This window comes from Sphingomonas sp. GW821-FHT09E03 (genome assembly GCF_059416225.1).
This window is the reverse complement of sequence record NZ_JBWKOS010000012.1, coordinates 47,168-65,021: the sequence shown is the minus strand read 5'-3', so window position 1 is coordinate 65,021 and position 17,854 is coordinate 47,168. Positions and strand designations below refer to the sequence as shown.

The 17,854-nt window shown below is 67.7% G+C and carries 13 protein-coding genes; 7 read left to right on the top strand and 6 right to left on the bottom strand.

The annotated features are described in order from the left end of the window. Positions 1–64 precede the first annotated feature (64 nt). Together AC07M8_RS17640 and AC07M8_RS17635 are read left to right on the top strand one after the other, a co-directional pair. Positions 65–3,187, top strand: coding sequence for an autotransporter outer membrane beta-barrel domain-containing protein (locus AC07M8_RS17640; RefSeq protein WP_495175537.1), 3,123 nt, complete (start codon positions 65–67; stop codon positions 3,185–3,187). A gap of 60 nt (positions 3,188–3,247) precedes the next feature. Beyond that, positions 3,248–4,444 (top strand): MFS transporter, encoded by a 1,197-nt coding sequence (locus tag AC07M8_RS17635; RefSeq protein WP_495175536.1) that lies wholly within the window; start codon positions 3,248–3,250, stop codon positions 4,442–4,444. A 45-nt stretch (positions 4,445–4,489) separates the two neighbouring features. On the opposite strand, the gene AC07M8_RS17630 is transcribed toward AC07M8_RS17635, so the two are convergent. Further along, complete coding sequence (locus tag AC07M8_RS17630) at positions 4,490–5,332, bottom strand: alpha/beta fold hydrolase (RefSeq protein ID WP_495175535.1); 843 nt, start codon at positions 5,330–5,332, stop codon at positions 4,490–4,492. A 321-nt stretch (positions 5,333–5,653) separates the two neighbouring features. On the opposite strand from AC07M8_RS17630, the gene AC07M8_RS17625 reads away from it, so the two are divergent. Continuing rightward, positions 5,654–5,938: a UBP-type zinc finger domain-containing protein gene (locus tag AC07M8_RS17625; RefSeq protein WP_495175534.1), complete on the top strand. Its 285-nt coding sequence runs from the start codon at positions 5,654–5,656 to the stop codon at positions 5,936–5,938. Here AC07M8_RS17625 and AC07M8_RS17620 read toward each other — a convergent pair. Then, complete coding sequence (locus tag AC07M8_RS17620) at positions 5,935–6,996, bottom strand: LLM class flavin-dependent oxidoreductase (RefSeq protein WP_495175533.1); 1,062 nt, start codon at positions 6,994–6,996, stop codon at positions 5,935–5,937. The two genes, AC07M8_RS17625 and AC07M8_RS17620, sit on opposite strands and share 4 nt — an antisense overlap. Before the next feature lie 146 nt (positions 6,997–7,142). On the opposite strand from AC07M8_RS17620, the gene AC07M8_RS17615 reads away from it, so the two are divergent. Next, positions 7,143–7,469: a DUF485 domain-containing protein gene (locus tag AC07M8_RS17615; protein ID WP_495175532.1), complete on the top strand. Its 327-nt coding sequence runs from the start codon at positions 7,143–7,145 to the stop codon at positions 7,467–7,469. An 8-nt stretch (positions 7,470–7,477) separates the two neighbouring features. Then, positions 7,478–9,169 carry a cation acetate symporter gene (locus AC07M8_RS17610; RefSeq protein ID WP_495175561.1) on the top strand — a complete coding sequence of 564 codons (1,692 nt, stop codon included), beginning with the start codon at positions 7,478–7,480 and terminating at the stop codon, positions 9,167–9,169. A gap of 49 nt (positions 9,170–9,218) precedes the next feature. Here the strand turns inward: AC07M8_RS17610 and AC07M8_RS17605 are convergent, their stop codons facing one another. After that, on the bottom strand, positions 9,219–9,383 hold the full coding sequence (locus AC07M8_RS17605) for a hypothetical protein (protein ID WP_495175531.1): 165 nt from the start codon (positions 9,381–9,383) through the stop codon (positions 9,219–9,221). A 304-nt stretch (positions 9,384–9,687) separates the two neighbouring features. On the opposite strand from AC07M8_RS17605, the gene AC07M8_RS17600 reads away from it, so the two are divergent. Next, a complete protein-coding gene (locus tag AC07M8_RS17600; protein WP_495175530.1) occupies positions 9,688–11,505 on the top strand; it encodes a DUF885 domain-containing protein in 1,818 nt (605 codons plus the stop codon). Between the two features lie 115 nt (positions 11,506–11,620). Here the strand turns inward: AC07M8_RS17600 and AC07M8_RS17595 are convergent, their stop codons facing one another. Further along, positions 11,621–13,279: a M28 family peptidase gene (locus AC07M8_RS17595; RefSeq protein WP_495175529.1), complete on the bottom strand. Its 1,659-nt coding sequence runs from the start codon at positions 13,277–13,279 to the stop codon at positions 11,621–11,623. A 206-nt stretch (positions 13,280–13,485) separates the two neighbouring features. Further along, the gene (locus AC07M8_RS17590; protein WP_495175528.1) at positions 13,486–15,066 is read right to left on the bottom strand and encodes an alpha-N-arabinofuranosidase; all 1,581 of its coding nucleotides are present in this window, start codon (positions 15,064–15,066) and stop codon (positions 13,486–13,488) included. A 199-nt stretch (positions 15,067–15,265) separates the two neighbouring features. On the opposite strand from AC07M8_RS17590, the gene AC07M8_RS17585 reads away from it, so the two are divergent. Beyond that, on the top strand, positions 15,266–15,979 hold the full coding sequence (locus tag AC07M8_RS17585; RefSeq protein ID WP_267395419.1) for a FadR/GntR family transcriptional regulator: 714 nt from the start codon (positions 15,266–15,268) through the stop codon (positions 15,977–15,979). 67 nt (positions 15,980–16,046) lie between these two features. On the opposite strand, the gene AC07M8_RS17580 is transcribed toward AC07M8_RS17585, so the two are convergent. Continuing rightward, positions 16,047–17,846 carry an IlvD/Edd family dehydratase gene (locus tag AC07M8_RS17580; RefSeq protein ID WP_495175527.1) on the bottom strand — a complete coding sequence of 600 codons (1,800 nt, stop codon included), beginning with the start codon at positions 17,844–17,846 and terminating at the stop codon, positions 16,047–16,049. Positions 17,847–17,854 lie beyond the last annotated feature (8 nt).

Sequence of the window (17,854 nt, the reverse complement as noted above, 5' to 3'; positions counted from 1 at the left end):
GTGAGACGCAGGTTGGCTAGCCCCGCGGAGACGCGCCCATGGCGCGCTTCTCGCTGGGGTCACGATGCACAAAATCCTTCTGCTGGGCGTCTCGCCCATGGCGCTGGTCGCCGCCGTCCCGTCTGCCGCGCAGACGGTGTCGTCCAATACCAGCAGCAATCTCGCCACGGGCGGCAGCGACGTCACGATCAACTCGGGCGTGACGGTGTCCCCCGCCGCCGGCGCCGCGGTCACGGTCAACAGCAACAATACGGTGACCAACAACGGGACCATCAGCTTCACCGGCGTCAACGACAGCGCCGGGATCGTCGCGAGCGGCGGGCTTGCCGGGTCGATCACCAACGCCGGCACCATCACCGATAGCGAGACCAGCACCGCCAGCGACACCGATGGCGACGGTGACAATGACACGCCGCTCGCCAACGGCAGCGACCGCTACGGCATCCATGTCGTCGGTACCGGCACCGGCGGTGCTGCCTTTACCGGCACCGTCACCAACAGCGGCACGATCACCGTGGTCGGCAACAATTCCGCGGGCATCGCGATCGACGCGCCGCTGACCGGCTCGCTGGTCAGCAGCGGCGCGGTGAGCGTCATCGGCAGCAACAGCGATGCGATCCACACCGGCGCGGTTGGCGGCGATGTCACCATTTCCGGCGCTGCCTCGGCGCAGGGCGCGAATGCGGTGGGTGTCGCCATCGACGGCGACATCGGCGGGGCGCTCACCGTCAGCAGCAGCATCACCGCCACCGGCTTTCGCGACAGCGGCGCGCTCTACACCTATCCCGATGCCGACGACCTGCTGATCGGCGGCTCGGGTCTCGCGGTCGCGGGCAGCGTCGGCGGCGGGATCAGCATCGACAGCGCAGGATCGGTGATCAGCTACGGCAGTGCGCCGGCGGTGCAGATCGGCGCGGCGAGCGCCACCACGATCGGCGTGGTCGCGGATACCACCTACGGCCTGTCGATCGCCGGCGCGGTTACCGGCTCGGGCGTCAACGCCGGCGTCGATGCCCAGGCGATCCGCATCGGCGGCGAGGGTGGCACGGTTGCCATTGCCGGCGGGATCAGCATCGCGGGCACGGTGAGCGCGGTCGCCAACCAGGCCAATGCACTCGGGCTCGAGCTTGCGAGCGGCACCACCGTGCCGACGCTGAACGTCAGCGGCACGCTGAGCACGACCGGCGGCGTCGGCACCTTTGCCTCGCGCACCTTGGTGATCGATGCCGGGGCGTCGCTGCCGTCGCTGGTCAATGCGGGCACCATCGCCGCCTATAACAGCGGCAGCGCGGGCACGTCGGTCGCAATCCAGGATCTGTCGGGCACGCTCGCCAGCATCACCAACACCGGCACCATCGCCGCGTCGCTGACCGGCACCTATGCTGCGAGCCAGCTCACCGCGATCGATCTGTCGGCCAATACCAGCGGCGTCACCATCGCCCAGAGCGCCAGTACCGTCAGCGGCGCGGTGCTCCCCACCATCGTCGGGCAGGTCATCACCGGATCGGGCAACGACAGCCTGACGCTCACCTCCGGGTCGCTGAGCGGCGCGGTGTCGCTCGGCGCGGGCAACGACACCGTGTCGCTCGCGAGCGCGCAACTCGTCGGCAATGTCGATTTCGGCAGCGGCGTCGGCACGCTCGCGCTGTCGGGCAGCGCGGCGCTGACCGGCGACGTCACGCTCGGCGCCGGCAGCAGCATCACGCTGGCGGATACCGCCTCATTCACCGGCACGCTGGTGCAGAACGGTAATCCGGTCGCGCTCACCATCGCCGGCGGCAGCTTCGTGCCGACCACCACCGGCGCAGTCGCGCTGTCCAGCCTGTCGGTCGGCAGCACCGGCGTGCTCGGCGTCCACCTCGATCCGGCGACCGCGAGCGGCACGCTCTACACCGTCAGCGGCACCGCCGATTTCACCAGCGGCGCGAGCGTCGCGCTGACCATCGCCTCGCTGGTCACCCAGCCGCAAAGCTACACGATCGTCCAGGCAGGCTCGCTGACCGGCGCGAGCAACCTCACCCTGACCACGGCCGATCTGCCCTATCTGTACCAGGCGGCCCTCACCACCGATGCGACCGCCGGGACGGTCGGCGTGACGATCGGCGCCAAAACCGCGGCCGAGCTCGGGCTCAACCGCTCGGGGACCGCCGCCTATAGCGCCATCTATGCGGCCATTCCTGCCGACAGCGCGGTCACCGCCGCCTTCATCGCCGCCACCGACGCCGCCAGTTTCGCGCACATCTATGGCGAGATGCTGCCCGAACATGCCGGGGGTACCTTCCTCGCGGCGGCCGACATCTCGCGTGGTGCGGCGGCGTTCATGGCCAATGATTCGGCGCCGCGCAGCACCAGCGGCGGCCTGTCGCTGTGGGTCGGCCAGCTCGGCAATCGCGCGAGCAAGAACCAGGGCGACACCGAGAGCTATGACCTGACGAGCTGGGGCCTGGCATTCGGTGCCGAATATAAGCTTGGCAAGTTCGGCACCGCCGGCATCGGCTATGACTGGTCGTACAACAGCGTCGACAATGGCGACAACGCCAACCAGGTGATCGGCTATCTCTCCGAGATCAGCGGCTATTGGCGTGGTAGCTGGGGCGGGCTTCATCTGTCCGGCCGCGCCGCGATCGGCCAGGTCTCTTATACCAGCAAGCGTTACCTCACCGACCCGGTCGACGCTTCGGACATCGTCGCCCAGTCCGCCGCGGACTGGACCGGGCACACCATCGCGCTCGACGGCGGCGCGAGCTACCAGCTCGCGGTGGGCAGGGCCTATGTCCGTCCGACCGTGCAATTTGATTATTTCCGCCTGCGCGAGGATGCGCATCAGGAAACCGGCGGCGGCGACGCCTTTGACCTGCTGCTTGCCGAGCGCACCAGCGATTCGCTGGCCGGCACCTATTCCTTGGTCACCGGCTATCAGCTCGGCCGCGGCGAGACCGGCAGCCGGGTCGAGCTGGAAGTGGGCGATCGCAGCCGGCTCAACGGGTCGATCGGTGATACCACCGCCTCCTACGCCGGCGGCTCCACCTTCACGCTGCAGCCGGATGCGCTGCGCTACGGCCCGCTCGCCGCGGCGCGCTTTGTGGTCGGCAACGACTTCTATGGCGTGTCGGCCGAGGTGCGGGCGCAGAAGCTGGAGGATTATGTCGCCACCGGCTTCTCGGTCGCGCTCAAGCTCAACCTGTAGCCGGCGCAGCGGCGCATCGCAGGCGTTGTGCCGGGCGCCACCGATGTGCATGGCGATCGCATGACGACCATGGCTGATCATTCCGAGGCGGCGGCGGACGGCGAACCCACACTGGGGCGCGGGCTGACCCTCGCCCTGGCCGTCGCCGCGGGGGTGGCGGTGGCCAACATCTATTACAATCAGCCGATGCTCGGGGTGATGGAGCGCGACCTGCCGGGCGCGGCGACCAGCCTGGTGCCGACCGCGACCCAGCTCGGCTATGCGACGGGGCTGTTCCTGCTCGTGCCGCTCGGCGATCTGGTCGAACGCCGCAGGCTGATCGTGGTGCAGTTCCTCGGCCTCGCCGTGGCGCTGGCGCTCGCCGCGCTGGCGCCGCGCGCCGCGATGGTGATCGCCGCCTCGCTGCTCGTCGGTGTGCTCGCCACCGTTGCCCAGCAGATCGTGCCGTTCGCCGCGCATCTCGCCACGCCGGCGCGGCGCGGCGCGACCGTCGGCATCGTGATGTCGGGGCTGCTGTGCGGCATCCTGCTCAGTCGTACCCTGGCCGGCCTGGTCGCGACGCACGCCGGGTGGCGGGCGATGTTCTGGCTGGGCGTGCCGATGGCGCTCGGCACCGCGGCGCTGATGGCCGCGCGGCTGCCACGCAGCATGCCGCAGGCGGACCTCAGCTATCGGGCGCTGATCGCGTCACTGGCCGGATTGTGGCGCACCTTTCCCGCCTTGCGCCTGGCGGTGGTCACCCAGGCGCTGCTGTTTGCCGGGTTCAGTGCATTCTGGACGATCCTCGCGCTGCGCCTGCAGCAACCACCCTTCGGCCTCGGCGCCGACGTCGCCGGGCTGTTCGGCATCGTCGGGGCGGTTGGCGCCCTCGCGGCACCGATCGCCGGCCGGATCGCGGACCGTCATGGGCCGCGGCGGGTGATCCTGCTCGGCGCGGCGCTGACACTGGCGGGATGGGTGGCGTTCGGGCTGTGGGCGTCGATCGCCGGGCTGATCGTCGGCGTGATCCTGCTCGATTTCGGGGTGCAGAGTGCCTTGGTGTCGAACCAGCACATCGTCTACGCGCTCCGTCCCGAGGCGCGGGCGCGGCTCAACACCATCTTCATGGGGGCGATGTTCCTCGGCGGCGCGACCGGCTCGGCGTCCGCCACCGCGGCCTGGACCCATGCCGGCTGGGGCGGGGTGTCGATCCTCGGCGGTGGGTTCGCCACCGCCGCGGTGCTGGTGCAGCTCGGGGCGGCCGTTCGCCGGCAATGACCATGGCGGTCACGCGCGCGAACGGCGGCTGGTCGAGCGGTCGGCTCAGCCCTTCACGAAGGCGAGCAGGTCGGGATTGAGGATCTCGGCATGGGTGGTGAGCATGCCGTGGGGGAAGCCTTCGTAGATCTTGAGCGTGCCGTTCTGGACGAGCTTGATCTGAAGCATCGCGGCATTCTGGTAAGGCACGATCTGGTCGTCGTCGCCCTGGGCGATCAGCGTCGGCACGGAGATCGCCTTGAGGTCCTCGGTCTGATCGGTTTCCGAGAACGCCTTGATGCCATCGTAATGGGCAAGCGCGCCGCCGGCCATGCCCTGGCGCCACCAATTGTCGATCACGCCCTGCGACACCTTGGCGCCTGGCCGGTTGAAGCCGTAGAACGGGCCGGCGGCGAGATCGATATAGAATTGCGCGCGATTGGCGGCGAGCGCGTCGCGCAGGCCATCGAACACCGAGATCGGCAGGCCGCCCGGATTGGCGTCGGTCTTCACCATTAGCGGCGGCACCGCGCTGACCAGCGCCGCCTTGGCGACGCGGCCCTGCGGCTCGCCATGACGGGCGACATAACGCGCGACCTCGCCGCCGCCGGTGGAATGGCCGATATGGACCGCGTTGCGCAGATCGAGATGCTCGACCACTGCCGAGGCATCGGCGGCATAATGATCCATGTCGTTGCCGGTGTCCGCCTGGCTCGAGCGGCCATGGCCGCGGCGATCATGGGCGACGACGCGATAGCCGTTGGCGAGAAAGAACAGCATCTGCGTGTCCCAATCGTCCGACGACAGCGGCCAGCCGTGATGAAAATGGATCGGCTGCGCATCCTTGGGGGCCCAATCCTTGTAGAAGATCTCGACACCGTCCTTGGTGGTTACGAAGCCGCTGCTCATGGTGCTTTCTCCGGTCAGTGAACGTGGAAGTAATAGGCCGCTGATTGTCTAAGCTGTTCTAATCGACGCTAATCGTTGGGAAATCGAGGCAACAACCGTGCTGTGGAACAGTCGAGGATCGTCTCTGGCATGGTCGTTTTCGCCGTTGCCGCAACTGTCGATTATGGCGCGATGCTAGGCGGCGCACCGCGGTAGCGCAACCATAGGCAGGATACGCGTAGCGACGCGGTATTGATGCTATGGTGCCGCGGACCGATGTTGTCGCAAGACACGGCCGACGCAACGCTTGCCACGGAGAAGCCAATGACCGGATGTTCGCACATGGCCGTGATCCACGACGTGACGCCAAGCGCGGCGGGATGCGAGGAATGCCTGAAGACCGGCAGCTGGTGGGTGCACCTGCGCCTCTGCCGGATCTGCGGCCATGTCGGCTGCTGCGACGATTCGCCCAACAAGCATGCGACCGCGCATTTCCACGCCTCCGACCACCCGATCATCGAAGGCTATGATCCGCCCGAAGGCTGGGGCTGGTGCTATGTCGACGCAATCGAGGTCGATCTTCCCGATCAGACGCCGCACCCGGGCCCGATCCCGCGCTTCGTCTAGCCTGACGCGCGCGCATCGGACGCCAGCAGGTCGCGCACCGCGGGAATCACCTCGCGGCCGAACAGCTCGATGGTCGACAGCGCCAGCGCGTGCGGCATCAATCCGGCGCTGTACTTAAGCTGGAAGCGTGCGGCGCCGAGCGCCTGAACAGCGCCGGCGATCTTGCGCGCCACCGTGTCCGGCGCACCGACGTAGAGCGACCCCTCGCGGATCTCGCGATCGAAATCGGCGCGTTGCATCGGCGGCCAGCCGCGTTCGCGGCCGATGCCGTCGTGCATGGCGCGATAGGCCGGCCAGAACTCGTCCGCGGCCAGTGCATCGGTCGCGGCGACGTGACCCGGCGAGTGGATGCCGATCGGCTGCGCGGGCTTGCCGAACTTCGCCAGCGCCTGGCCGAACAGATCGACCAGCGGGCGGAACCGGCGCGGGTCGCCGCCGATGATCGCCAGCATCACCGGCAGGCCGTAATGCGCGGCGCGGACGATCGATTGCGGGGTGCCGCCGACGCCCACCCAGGCTTTGAGCGGCTGGCTGGTCGCCGGATATACCTGCTGCGCGGTCAGCGACGGACGGATGCTGCCGGTCCAGCTGACCGGGCCGCCGGCGAGCAGCTTGGCGAACAGGTCGAGCTTCTCGTCGAACAATCGCTCATACTGCTCGAGCGGCAGGCCGAACAGCGGGAAGGATTCGGTGAACGAACCGCGGCCGACGATCACTTCGGCGCGACCGCCGGACACGGCGTCGAGCGTCGCGAAACGCTGGTAGACGCGGATCGGGTCGTCGGAACTCAGCACCGTCACCGCTGAGCCGAGCTGCAGCCGGCTGGTCCGGCTCGCGATCGCCGCCAGCACCATCTCGGGTGAGGAGACCGCGAAATCGGCGCGATGATGTTCGCCGATGCCGAAGAAATCGACTCCCAGCCGGTCCGCCAGCACCGCTTCGTCGACGACGTTGCGGATGACCTGATCCGCGGGCAGCGGCGTGCCGGCCTCGTCGCCGGTGATGTCGCCGAACGTATCGAGGCCGAATTGCACCGTGGCGGGGTCGAGGCTGGTCATAGACGCGGGTCCTGGCGGGGAGGCGCCCCGCGGCGTTCGCATGGGGGCATAGCCTCGTCGGCCGGGCGCTGCACTAGCGGGCATCGCTTCGTTACGGCCGCCGCACCATCGATTGCCATTGGCGACCGGCTCGCCGATGATGGCGCATGCCGATGCCTCCCCATCGCGATGGTGCGCTCGACGCACGCATCGCCGCCGACCCCCGCTATGTCGCGCTGGTGCGAGATCGGCAGCGGTTTTCCTGGACGCTGACCGCGATCACCGTGATCGTCTACAGCAGCTTCATCTCGCTGATCGCGTTCGACAAGCCGCTGATGGCGCGGCCGATCGGCGGCGGCACGATCAGCCTCGCGGTGATGCTGGGCGCGGCGATGCTCGCCGGCACGGTCGCGATCTGCGCGGTCTATGTGTGGCGCGCCAACGGCAGCTACGACGCCCGGCTCGCCGAGCTGCTCGGGAGCCTCGACTCGTGACGCGCAGCCTGATCCGCAGCGCCGGGCTGCTGGTGCTGCTCGGCTGGGCGACCGGGGCCGAGGCCGCGATCGCCGGCGCGGTCCAGCGCCAGCCGACCAACTGGACCGCGATCGCGATGTTCACCGGTTTCGTCGCGATCACCTTGTGGATCACCGCCGCGGCGGCGCGGCGGACGCGCACCGTGTCCGATTTCTATACCGGCGGCGGCATCACCGGGTTCCAGAACGGGCTGGCGATGGCGGGCGACTATTGCTCGGCGGCGTCGTTCCTCGGCATCACCTCGCAAATCTTCAATGACGGCTATGACGGGCTGATCTACGCGATCGGCTTCCTCGTCGGCTGGCCGATCGTGCTGTTTTTGGTCGCCGAGAAGCTCCGCAACCTCGGCCGCTTCACCTTCGCCGACGTCGCCTCCTACCGCTTCCTGCAGGGGCCGGTCCGCAGCTTCGCCGCGGTCAGCACGCTGCTGGTGGTGTCCTTCTACCTGATCGCGCAGATGGTGGGGGCGGGCCAGCTGATCCAGCTGCTGTTCGGTCTCCCCTATCTGTACGCGATCACCGTCGTCGGTGGGCTGATGATGGTCTACGTCCTGTTCGGCGGCATGCGCGCGACCTCCTGGGTGCAGATCATCAAGGCGGTGATGCTGCTGTGCGGTGCGACCTTCCTGGTGATCGGGGTGATGGCGCATGTCGGCTTCTCGTTCGAGGCGCTGTTCGCCCGTGCGGTGGCGATCAAGACCCGGCTGGCGCTGGAGAGCGGCCTGTCGCCCGCCGACGCCGCCACCAAGGGCCGCGCGATCATGGGACCGGGCGGGTTCATCAAGGATCCCGTCTCGGCGCTGTCGTTTGGTTTCGCGCTGATGCTGGGGACGGCCGGGCTGCCGCACATCCTGATGCGCTTCTTCACCGTCCCCGACGCCCGCGAGGCGCGCAAGTCGATCCTGTGGGCCACGGTGTGGATCGGCTATTTCTACGCGCTGACCTTCATCCTCGGCTTTGGCGCGATCGTGCTGATCTCGTTCAACCCGGCCTATGTCGATGCCGCCGGCGCGCTGCGCGGTGGCAACAACATGGCGGTGATGCACCTGGCCCATGCGATCGGCGGCAATCTGTTCCTCGGCTTCATCTCGGCGGTCGCGTTCGCGACGATCCTTGCCGTTGTCGCCGGGCTGACGCTGTCCGCCGCCTCGGCGATCAGCCACGACATCTATGCGAGCGTGATCCGCCAGGGAGCGGCCGATCCGGCCAAGGAATTGCGCGTCTCGCGGATCACCACGGTGCTGCTCGGCATCGCCGCGATCATGCTCGGCATCGTCTTCCAGAAGCAGAATGTCGCCTTCATGGTCAGCCTCGCCTTCGCGCTGGCGGCGTCGGGCAATTTCCCGGTGCTGGTGATGTCGCTGCTGTGGAAGGGCTGCACGACGCGGGGGGCGGCCTGGGGCGGCGCGATCGGCCTGCTCGCAGCGTTCGTGCTCACGGTGTTGTCACCGGTGATCTGGGTGGCGGTGTTCAAGTTTGATGCCGCGATCTTTCCGTACAGTTCACCGGCGTTGTTCTCGGTGCCCGCGGGCTTCCTGGCGATCTGGCTGATCTCGGTGCTCGACACCTCGCCGCGCGCGGCGATCGACAGGGCGGGATACCCGGCGCAGCGGCTGCGCTCGGAAACGGGGATCGGCGTCCATGACGCAGCGACCCATTGAGGCCGGATAATCGGCCCCGGACTGTTACTCGCCCGGGGCCGTCATCGGCTTAGCGGCGCACCCAGCGGCAGGTGCGGATGTGCTTGCCGTGATGGTTCTCGACCTTGCAGACTTGGCGCTGGCCATGGTGAGGACGGGCTGCGACCGGAGCCGACACCAGCATGGTGGCCGCGAGTGCTGCGCAGAGCGAGCCGATGGTCGTTGAACGGGTCATGATCGTTTCCTGTCTTCGTTGAAGGGGACGCGCCCAACAACCATGCCCCGCCGGCAAGGTTGCCTGACAGGACCATCAAATATTGTCGCAACTTGTCGCAGCGGACGTCGTCTGGCCCATGGCCGCACCGCGCTGACGATTGTCGCCACGCGTTATCAGCCGGCAAGCACCGGGCGCTTCCGCAGTGTCGCGGGGGGCGGAGCGATCGGCTGCAGCTGCTGGACGAGCTGGGCTGAGTTCTTGCCTGGCATTTCGCCCGTCCTCGCGGCAGACTGTGCGCGATCGGCATCACGGGGGGCATGATATGGATCGGCGCAACTTCATCGGTTCGGCGACCGCGGCGGCGGTTTTGGCAGGGCTGCGGGCGGCGCCGGGCGCGGCGCAGGCGCTCGCGTCGAGTCCCGATGGCCGGCTCAATGCCCTGTTCGACCGGATATTCAACGACAGCATCGATCGCTCGCCCGAATTCGCCACCTCGCTTGGCTTCGACAAGGGGCCGCGCGCCGCGGCGAAGAGCAAGCTCAGCGATGCCTCTGCCAAGAACCGCCAGGAGGATCTCGCCGCCGCCAAGCGCTGGCTCGGCGAGCTGGAGCGCTTTCCCGCCGCGGGGCTGACCGCGTCGGCGGCGCTCAATCGCGAGATCGTGCTCTATTCGCTGCGCCAGCAGACGATCGCGCCCGAGCGGTTCGGCCTCGATTCGGTGATCCGCCCCTATCGCATCTTCCAGCAGGGCGGCGCCTATTACAGCGTGCCCGACTTCCTCAACGACGCCCATGTCATCGCCACCAAGGCGGACGCGGACGCCTATCTGGCGCGGCTCGGCGCGTTTGCCACGGTGCTCGATCAGGATACGGTCGTGCAGCGCGACCAGGCGATGCGCGGGATCATCGCGCCCGATTTCGCGATCGATCTTACCCTTGGCCAGATGCAGCGGCTGCGCGCAACGCCGGCCGCCCAGAGCAACCTCGTGCGTTCGCTGGTGACCCGCGCCGCCGCCAAGGGCGTCGCCGGCGACTGGGCCACGCCGGCCGCGCAGATCGTCGAGACACGCGTCTATCCGGCGCTCGACCGGCAGATCGCGCTGGTGAAGGAGCTGCGTGGCAAGACCAAGCCCGGCGCCGGCGTGTGGCGGCTGCCGCAGGGCGAGGCGATCTACGCTGCCGCGCTCGCCCAGGCGACCACCACCACCTACACACCCGACGAGGTGCACCGGATGGGGCTGGCCCAGGTCGCCTCGATCACCGCCGAGCTCGACACCATCCTGCGCAGCCAGGGGATGACGCAAGGCACCGTCGGCGAGCGGCTGACCGTGCTCAACAAGAGCCCCAACCAGCTGTTCCCCGATACCGCCGCCGGGCGCGTGGCGCTGATCGCCTCGCTCAACGACGGCATCAAGCGGATGTATGCCAAGCTGCCCGAGGCGTTCGCGAACGTGCCGAGCGCGCCGCTAGAGATCCGCGCGGTGCCGGTGGAGATCCAGGACGGCGCCTCCAACGGCTATTACAAGCGTGCCGCGCTCGATGGCTCGCGCCCGGCGATCTATTTCATCAACCTCAAGGACGTCGGCGACTGGCCCAAGTACAGCCTGCCGTCGCTGACCCATCACGAGGGCGTGCCGGGGCATCACCTCCAGATCAGCATCGCGCAGGGCTCGCGCGACATCCCGACGCTGCGCAAGGTCGGCTTCTTCGGCGCCTATACCGAGGGTTGGGCGCTTTATGCCGAGCAGCTCGCCGATGAGCTCGGCGCCTATCTGTCGCCGCTCGAGCGGGCAGGCTATCTCCAGTCGTTCCTGTTCCGCGCCGCGCGGCTGGTGATCGATACCGGCATCCACACCAAGCAGTGGAGCCGCGAGAAAGCGACCCAATATCTGGTCGACACCACCGGTTTCGCGCAGGCGCGTTCGCAGCGCGAGGTGGAGCGTTACTGCACCCAGCCCGGCCAGGCGTGTTCGTACAAGGTCGGCCACATGGCCTGGACCCGTGCCCGCGCCAAGGCGCAGGCGGCGCTCGGCAGCCGGTTCGACCTCAAGTGGTTCCACGAGGTGCTGAAGGACGGCGCGATGCCGCTGACGGTGATGGAAGAGGTGGTGGAGCGGCGGACCAAGGCGCTGCTGGGTTAAGCGGAAAGGGGCGGTTCAACCTATCCCTCCCGTTCGCCCTGAGCCTGTCGAAGGGCATGGGTCTGATGCTGCTTCGACGGGCTCGGCACGAACGCGGGTGAGACGCGGCGGCGCCTCAGCGCTGTGCGGCACTGGCGTCGCGCTTGGCCTTGAACTCGGAATCCGCGCTCCACTCGGGCCAGCTGCGGCTGTCGGCGAGGTCGTGACCGACGGCGTAGAGCAGGGTTAGATCGGGCACGACGCTGGTCATGTCCCAGTCGGCGCTCCATTCGTCGGCGGGCTGGTGATAGCGATCGCGCGTATAGGCGGCAGACAGTGCCTGGCCGCGTGCGACCCCGCCGTCGATCAGGTCGCGACCGGCACCGTAGGAGAAGGCGGGCACGCCCTGCTTGGCGAAGGAGAAATGATCGGAGCGGTAGAAGCCACCGGCCTCGGTGCGGGGATCGGGGGTGTAGCGGCGGCCGAGCTTGCGGCCGTCGGCGATCAGCATGTCGAGCAGCCCCAGTTTCGCGGTGCCCGAGATGGTGAAATCATGCGCCGCGGCGGGGCCGATCGTCGAATCCATGTTGATCACGCCCGCCGTGGTGGCGAGCGGATAGACCGGGTTGTTGGCGTAATATTCGGAGCCGAGCAGGCCCTTCTCCTCGGCGGTGACGGCGAGGAACACCGTCGAGCGATCGGTGCGCGGCGCCTTGGCATAGGCGCGGCCGAGCTCGATCAGCATCGCGATCCCCGAGGCATTGTCGCGCGCGCCATTGTAGATCCGGTCGCCCTTGGCATCGGGCTGGCCGACGCCGAGATGGTCCCAGTGCGCCGAGTAGATCACCGTTTCGTCCGGGTGCGTCTTGCCGGATAGCCGGCCGAGCACGTTCTTTGAGACGATGGTCGAGGCTGCCACCGCATAATGTGCGCTGAGGCTGGCGTTGAGCGTCATCGGCTTGAAGTCGCGGCGGCGCGCGGCCTGCTTGGCCGCCGCAAAGTCGCTGCCGGCTGCCTTGAACAGATCGACCGCGAGGTCACGCTGGATCCAGCCTTCCAATTGCGCGTGCGAGTCGGTCGGTCGGCTGCGGACGATGTCGAACATCGTGTTGGTGTTGGAATTCTTGACCGTCGGCCAGCCATAGGAGGCCGGCTCATATTCGTGGACGACGAGCACGCCGAGCGCGCCCTGGCGTGCGGCTTCCTCATATTTGTAGGTCCAGCGACCGTAATAGGTCATCGCCTTGCCGCCGAAATCGCCTTCGCCACCCTCGAAATCGGGATCGTTGACGAGCACGACCATGATCTTGCCCTTGAGGTCGACACCCTTGAAATCGTCCCACTGGCGCTCCGGCGCCTTCACGCCATAGCCGACGAACACCAGCGGCGCATGATCGATCGCCACCTTGGTCTGGCCGGTGAGCGCGGCACGCACCGCGATCTCATTGCCCTGGGTGAGCGCACGCGCCGTGTTGCCGATCGTCAGCGACAGATCGGTGGGGCCGGTGATGTCGGCCTTGAGCAGCGGCACGTCCTGCGTCCAGCCGCGCTTGCCATCCTTGAGCGTGCCCCCCGGCTGCAGCCCCGCGGCCTTCATCTGCGCGGTGATATAGGCGACCGTCTTGGTCTCGCCCGCGGTTGCCGGGCCGCGGCCCTCGAACGCGTCGCTGGCGAGAGTCTGGACATCCTGGCTCACCCGCTGGGTGCTGAAGCTCGGCTGCTGCGCGGCGGCGGCGGTGGCGGCGAGCACGGCCGCCAGTGCGGTGAGGCAGGAGAGCGGAGCGAGGCGAGGCATGCGGATCCTTCCGGTCGTGGTGAGCGATAGGTGCGCTGGGCGGCGCCGGGACGCAATGCGGATTGTTGCAAGGGGTCACCGTCATCCTGAACCTGTTTCAGGATCCATCAGCTGACGCTGTGCCAGGTGGAATGGTTGGGCCATCGAAGCCGGCACCATCGGCATGACCAAGAGGGGAAGGGCGGCGTGCCCTTCCCCTTGGTCGGTTACTTCAGGTCGAGCACCACCACCGACTTCGGCGGCAGGGTGACGTTGAGCGTGCCACCCGCCAGGCTGGCGCCGGTGAATGGCTGCGGCACCAGGGCATTGGGGTGATCAAAGTCGTTAAGCGCGTTCATCGCCGCCGCGGTGAGCACCCGGCCGCCGACGCTCGTCGCCGTCACGCCGTTGAGCCGCGCCGACACCGTGACCGGCTTGTTGGGATCGAGGTTGGCAAGGCCGACATGGACCTGCCCCGCGACATCGCGCACCGCAGAGGCGCTGACCGACGGCATCGTCCACTCGTCCTTGTTGTACCAGGGCGATTTGATGTCGATCGGGATCGAGGTCGCATCCTGCCACGGCAGATACATGTCGAACACATGGTAGGTCGGCGTCTTCACCATCCGCTTGCCATCGGTGAGGATCATCGCCTGGAGCACGTTCACCATCTGCGCGATCGCGGTCATCTTCACCCGGTCGGCGTGATGGGCGAAGATGTTGAGGTTGATCGCCGCCACCAGCGCGTCGCGCAGCGTGTTCTGCTGGCGCAGGAAGCCTGGGTTGGTGCCGGGCGTCGGATCATACCAGGTGCCCCATTCGTCCACCACCAGCCACACCCGCTTGCCCGGATCGTATTTGTCCATGATCGCGGCGTGACGGGTGACGAGATCCTCCATCTTCAGCGTGTTCTTGAGCGTGCTCGCCCAGCCCGCCTCGTCGAAGTCGGTCGCCGATCCCTTATGCTCCCAGCTGCCCGGGAAGGTGTAATAATGCAGCGTCAGCCCGTCGATTCGGTCGCCGGCAATGCGCATCATCGTGTCGGTCCAATTGTAGTCGTCGACATTGGCGCCGCTGGCGAATTTCATGATCTTGGTATTGGCGGGCGCCTTGACGAAGGTCGCGTAGCGTCGCGTCTCGTCGGCGGCGAATTCGGGGCGCATGTTGCCGCCGCAGCCCCACAATTCGTTGCCGATACCGAAATAGGGCAGCGCCCACGGCGCGGGATGGCCGTTCGCCGCGCGCTCCTTGGCAAGGCTCGAGCCGGTCGGCGAGGTCATATATTCGATCCACTCGGCCATCTCGCGCGGCGGCGCATCGCCGACGTTGCCCGACACATACGGCTTGGCGCCGATCAGGTCGACGAAGTCCATATATTCATGGGTGCCAAAGCTGTTGGGCTCGGTGACGCCGCCCCAATGGGTGTTGACCTTGACCGGACGCTTGCCCCGCGCGCCGATCCCGTCGCGCCAGTGATATTCGTCGGCGAAGCAGCCGCCCGGCCAGCGCACCACCGGCACCTTGATCGCGCGCAGCGCGTCGATCACGTCGGTGCGATAGCCCTTGGTATTGGGAATGCTCGAGCCCGGGCCGACCCAGATGCCCTCGTAGATGCCATGGCCGAGATGCTCGGCGAACTGGGTGAACACCTCGCGATTGATATGCGCGCCGGGCTGGTCGGCATGAACCGTGATGGTGGCGTCGCTCGGCGCGACCTGGGCGCTGGCGGTGCCGCACAGCGCGAGCACGCTCAGCGAGATGGCCGAAGCGAGATGCCGTAATCGTGGTGCCCCGATGATCGGTGACATGCGCGTCCTCCCTATTGCCCGCAGGCGTTCGCTGCCTGCTTTGACTTGTCAGACAATAGTCGTACGAAGGTGCGCCACGGCGATCAAGCGAAACCGTCGGGCGAGGGGTTTGACGTCTGGCGTCATCGCGGATGTTTCCGCATGATGCCCGGCTAGCGGGAGAGAATGGGTGGCGCGAGCGGATACGCCGGAACGCATCATGCTGCCGATGGGGCCGCAAGGCGCCAAGCGGATCCATGGCTCGATCGCCCATGATCTCGGCGTCGCGATCATTACCGGTCGCTATCTGCCGGGCGAGACGCTGTCGGGCGAGATCGAGTTCAGCGAGCAGCTCAAGGTGTCGCGCAGCGCCTATCGCGAGGCGATCCGCATCCTCGCCGCCAAGGGGCTGGTGGAGAGCCGGCCCAAGACCGGCACCAGGGTGTCCGAGCGCAGCCGCTGGAACCTGCTCGATCCGCAGGTGCTCGCCTGGGCGTTCGAGGCCGAGCCGAGCGAAGCCTTCATCCGTGACCTGTTCGAACTGAGGCTGATCGTCGAGCCCGCCGCCGCCGCGCTCGCTGCCGAGCGGCGGACCGGCGCGCAACTCGCACACATGGGGCATGCGCTCGGCGAGATGGCGCGCTTCGGCCTCGCCACCGAGGAAGGGCGGGCGGCAGACCAGTCGTTCCATCATGTCGTGCTCGAGGCGACGCGCAATGCGCCGCTGGTGGCGCTGTCGAGTTCGATCGCGGCGGCGGTGAGCTGGACGACGATCTTCAAGCAGCGCAAGCGCAAGCTGCCGCGCGACCCGCTACCCGATCACCAGCGGATCTACGAAGCGATCGCCAATGGCGATGTCGAGGGTGCACGTGCGGCGATGACCGAGCTGGTGCGGCTGGCGCTGCAGGATACTGAGCTGTCGTTAAAGGGCTGACGCGCGGGCCAGCACCAGAAGCCCCTCCCTGTTCCCGCCACGGCAGGAACAGGGAGGGGATGTCGTCCTAGTGGTTGTCGCGCGGCAGGCCGCGGGTCTGCGCAATGCGCTGGTAGCTCTCGGCGCCCTCGAGGATCGCGCCGGTGTTGAGCTGGCCGACCAGATCGCGCTGGATTTCCTGCCACGGGGTCTGCGAGGCGGGGTAGCTGAAGCCGCCCTGCTCCATTAGCGCCGCACGACGCTGCGCCAGTTCCTCGTCCGAGATCAGCACGTTGGCGGTGCCGCGGCCGAGATCGATGCGCACCCGGTCACCGGTCTTGAGCAGCGCCAGGCCGCCGTTGACCGCCGCCTCGGGCGAGGCGTTGAGGATCGAGGGGCTGCCCGACGTGCCCGACTGACGACCGTCGCCGATGCACGGCAGCGCGTGGACGCCCTCGCGGATCAGATAGGCCGGCGGGCGCATGTTGACGACCTCGGCGGCGCCCGGATAGCCGACCGGGCCGGCACCGCGCATGAACATCAGCGTTTCGGGCGTGATGCCGAGCGCAGGATCGTCGATCCGGTGATGGTAGTCCTCCGGCCCGTCGAACACCACGGCCGGGCCTTCGAACGCCTCGGGATCGTCGGGGTTCGACAGGTAGCGGTTGCGGAACTCGGGGCCGATCACGCTCGACTTCATCACCGCGGCGTCGAACAGATTGCCCTTGAGCACCAGGAACCCGGCGTCCTCGACCAGCGGCTCGCTGAAGCGGCGGATGACGCGCTCGTCCTCGATCGTCTTGCCGCGGCAATTGTCGCCCATGGTGCGGCCGTTCACGGTCATTGCATTCTCGTGGATCAGCCCCTGCTCCATCAGCTGGGCGACCACCGCCGGCACGCCGCCGGCATGATAATAATCCTCGCCGAGATACTCGCCGGCGGGCTGCAGGTTGACGAGCAGCGGCACCTTGTGGCCGTGGGTCTGCCAGTCCTGCAGCTCGAGCTCGGCGCCGACGTGGCGCGCGATCGCGGCAAGGTGGATCGGTGCGTTGGTCGAGCCGCCGATTGCCGAATTGACGACGATCGCGTTGAGGAACGCCTCGCGCGTCATGATGTCGGAAGGCTTGAGATCCTCGGCGACCATCTCGACGATGCGCTTGCCGGTGAAATAGGCGACTTCCTGGCGATCGCGATAGGGCGCGGGGATCGCAGCCGAGCCCGGCAGCATCATGCCGAGCGCTTCGGCCAGGCTGTTCATCGTCGTCGCCGTGCCCATCGTGTTGCAATAGCCGGTCGACGGCGCCGAGGAGGCGACGAGCTTGATGAAGCCCTCGTCGTCGATCTCGCCGGCGGCGAGCATCTGCCGGCCCTTCCAGACGATCGTGCCCGAGCCGGTCCGCTCGCCCTTGTGCCAGCCGTTGAGCATCGGCCCCACCGACAGCGCGATCGCGGGAATGTTGACCGTGGCGGCCGCCATCAGCAGCGCCGGGGTGGTCTTGTCGCAGCCGGTGGTGAGGACGACGCCGTCGAGCGGATAGCCGTAGAGCAGCTCCACCAGGCCGAGATAGGCAAGGTTGCGATCGAGCCCGGCCGTCGGCCGCTTGCCGGTTTCCTGGATCGGATGGACCGGGAATTCCAGCGCGATCCCGCCCATCTCGCGGATGCCTTCGCGGATCCGCTCGGCCAGCACCAGGTGATGGCGGTTGCACGGCGACAGGTCCGAGCCGGTCTGGGCGATGCCGATGATCGGGCGGCCCGACCGCAGCTCCTCGAGGCTGAGCCCGAAGTTGAGGTACCGCTCCAGATACAGCGACGTCATGTCGATGTTGTCGGGATTGTCGAACCAGGCGCGGCTGCGGAGCTTGTTGGTCGGGGTAGGCGTGGTCATGGGGATTC

Bases quoted from the DNA above. Each gene is read 5' to 3' on its own strand.
- AC07M8_RS17640 (WP_495175537.1), top strand. From the start codon at position 65: ATGCACAAAATCCTTCTGCTGGGCGTCTCGCCCATGGCGCTGGTCGCC.
- AC07M8_RS17635 (WP_495175536.1), top strand. From the start codon at position 3,248: ATGACGACCATGGCTGATCATTCCGAGGCGGCGGCGGACGGCGAACCC.
- AC07M8_RS17630 (WP_495175535.1), bottom strand. From the start codon at position 5,332: ATGAGCAGCGGCTTCGTAACCACCAAGGACGGTGTCGAGATCTTCTAC.
- AC07M8_RS17625 (WP_495175534.1), top strand. From the start codon at position 5,654: ATGGCCGTGATCCACGACGTGACGCCAAGCGCGGCGGGATGCGAGGAA.
- AC07M8_RS17620 (WP_495175533.1), bottom strand. From the start codon at position 6,996: ATGACCAGCCTCGACCCCGCCACGGTGCAATTCGGCCTCGATACGTTC.
- AC07M8_RS17615 (WP_495175532.1), top strand. From the start codon at position 7,143: ATGCCGATGCCTCCCCATCGCGATGGTGCGCTCGACGCACGCATCGCC.
- AC07M8_RS17605 (WP_495175531.1), bottom strand. From the start codon at position 9,383: ATGACCCGTTCAACGACCATCGGCTCGCTCTGCGCAGCACTCGCGGCC.
- AC07M8_RS17600 (WP_495175530.1), top strand. From the start codon at position 9,688: ATGGATCGGCGCAACTTCATCGGTTCGGCGACCGCGGCGGCGGTTTTG.
- AC07M8_RS17595 (WP_495175529.1), bottom strand. From the start codon at position 13,279: ATGCCTCGCCTCGCTCCGCTCTCCTGCCTCACCGCACTGGCGGCCGTG.
- AC07M8_RS17590 (WP_495175528.1), bottom strand. From the start codon at position 15,066: ATGTCACCGATCATCGGGGCACCACGATTACGGCATCTCGCTTCGGCC.
- AC07M8_RS17585 (WP_267395419.1), top strand. From the start codon at position 15,266: ATGCTGCCGATGGGGCCGCAAGGCGCCAAGCGGATCCATGGCTCGATC.
- AC07M8_RS17580 (WP_495175527.1), bottom strand. From the start codon at position 17,846: ATGACCACGCCTACCCCGACCAACAAGCTCCGCAGCCGCGCCTGGTTC.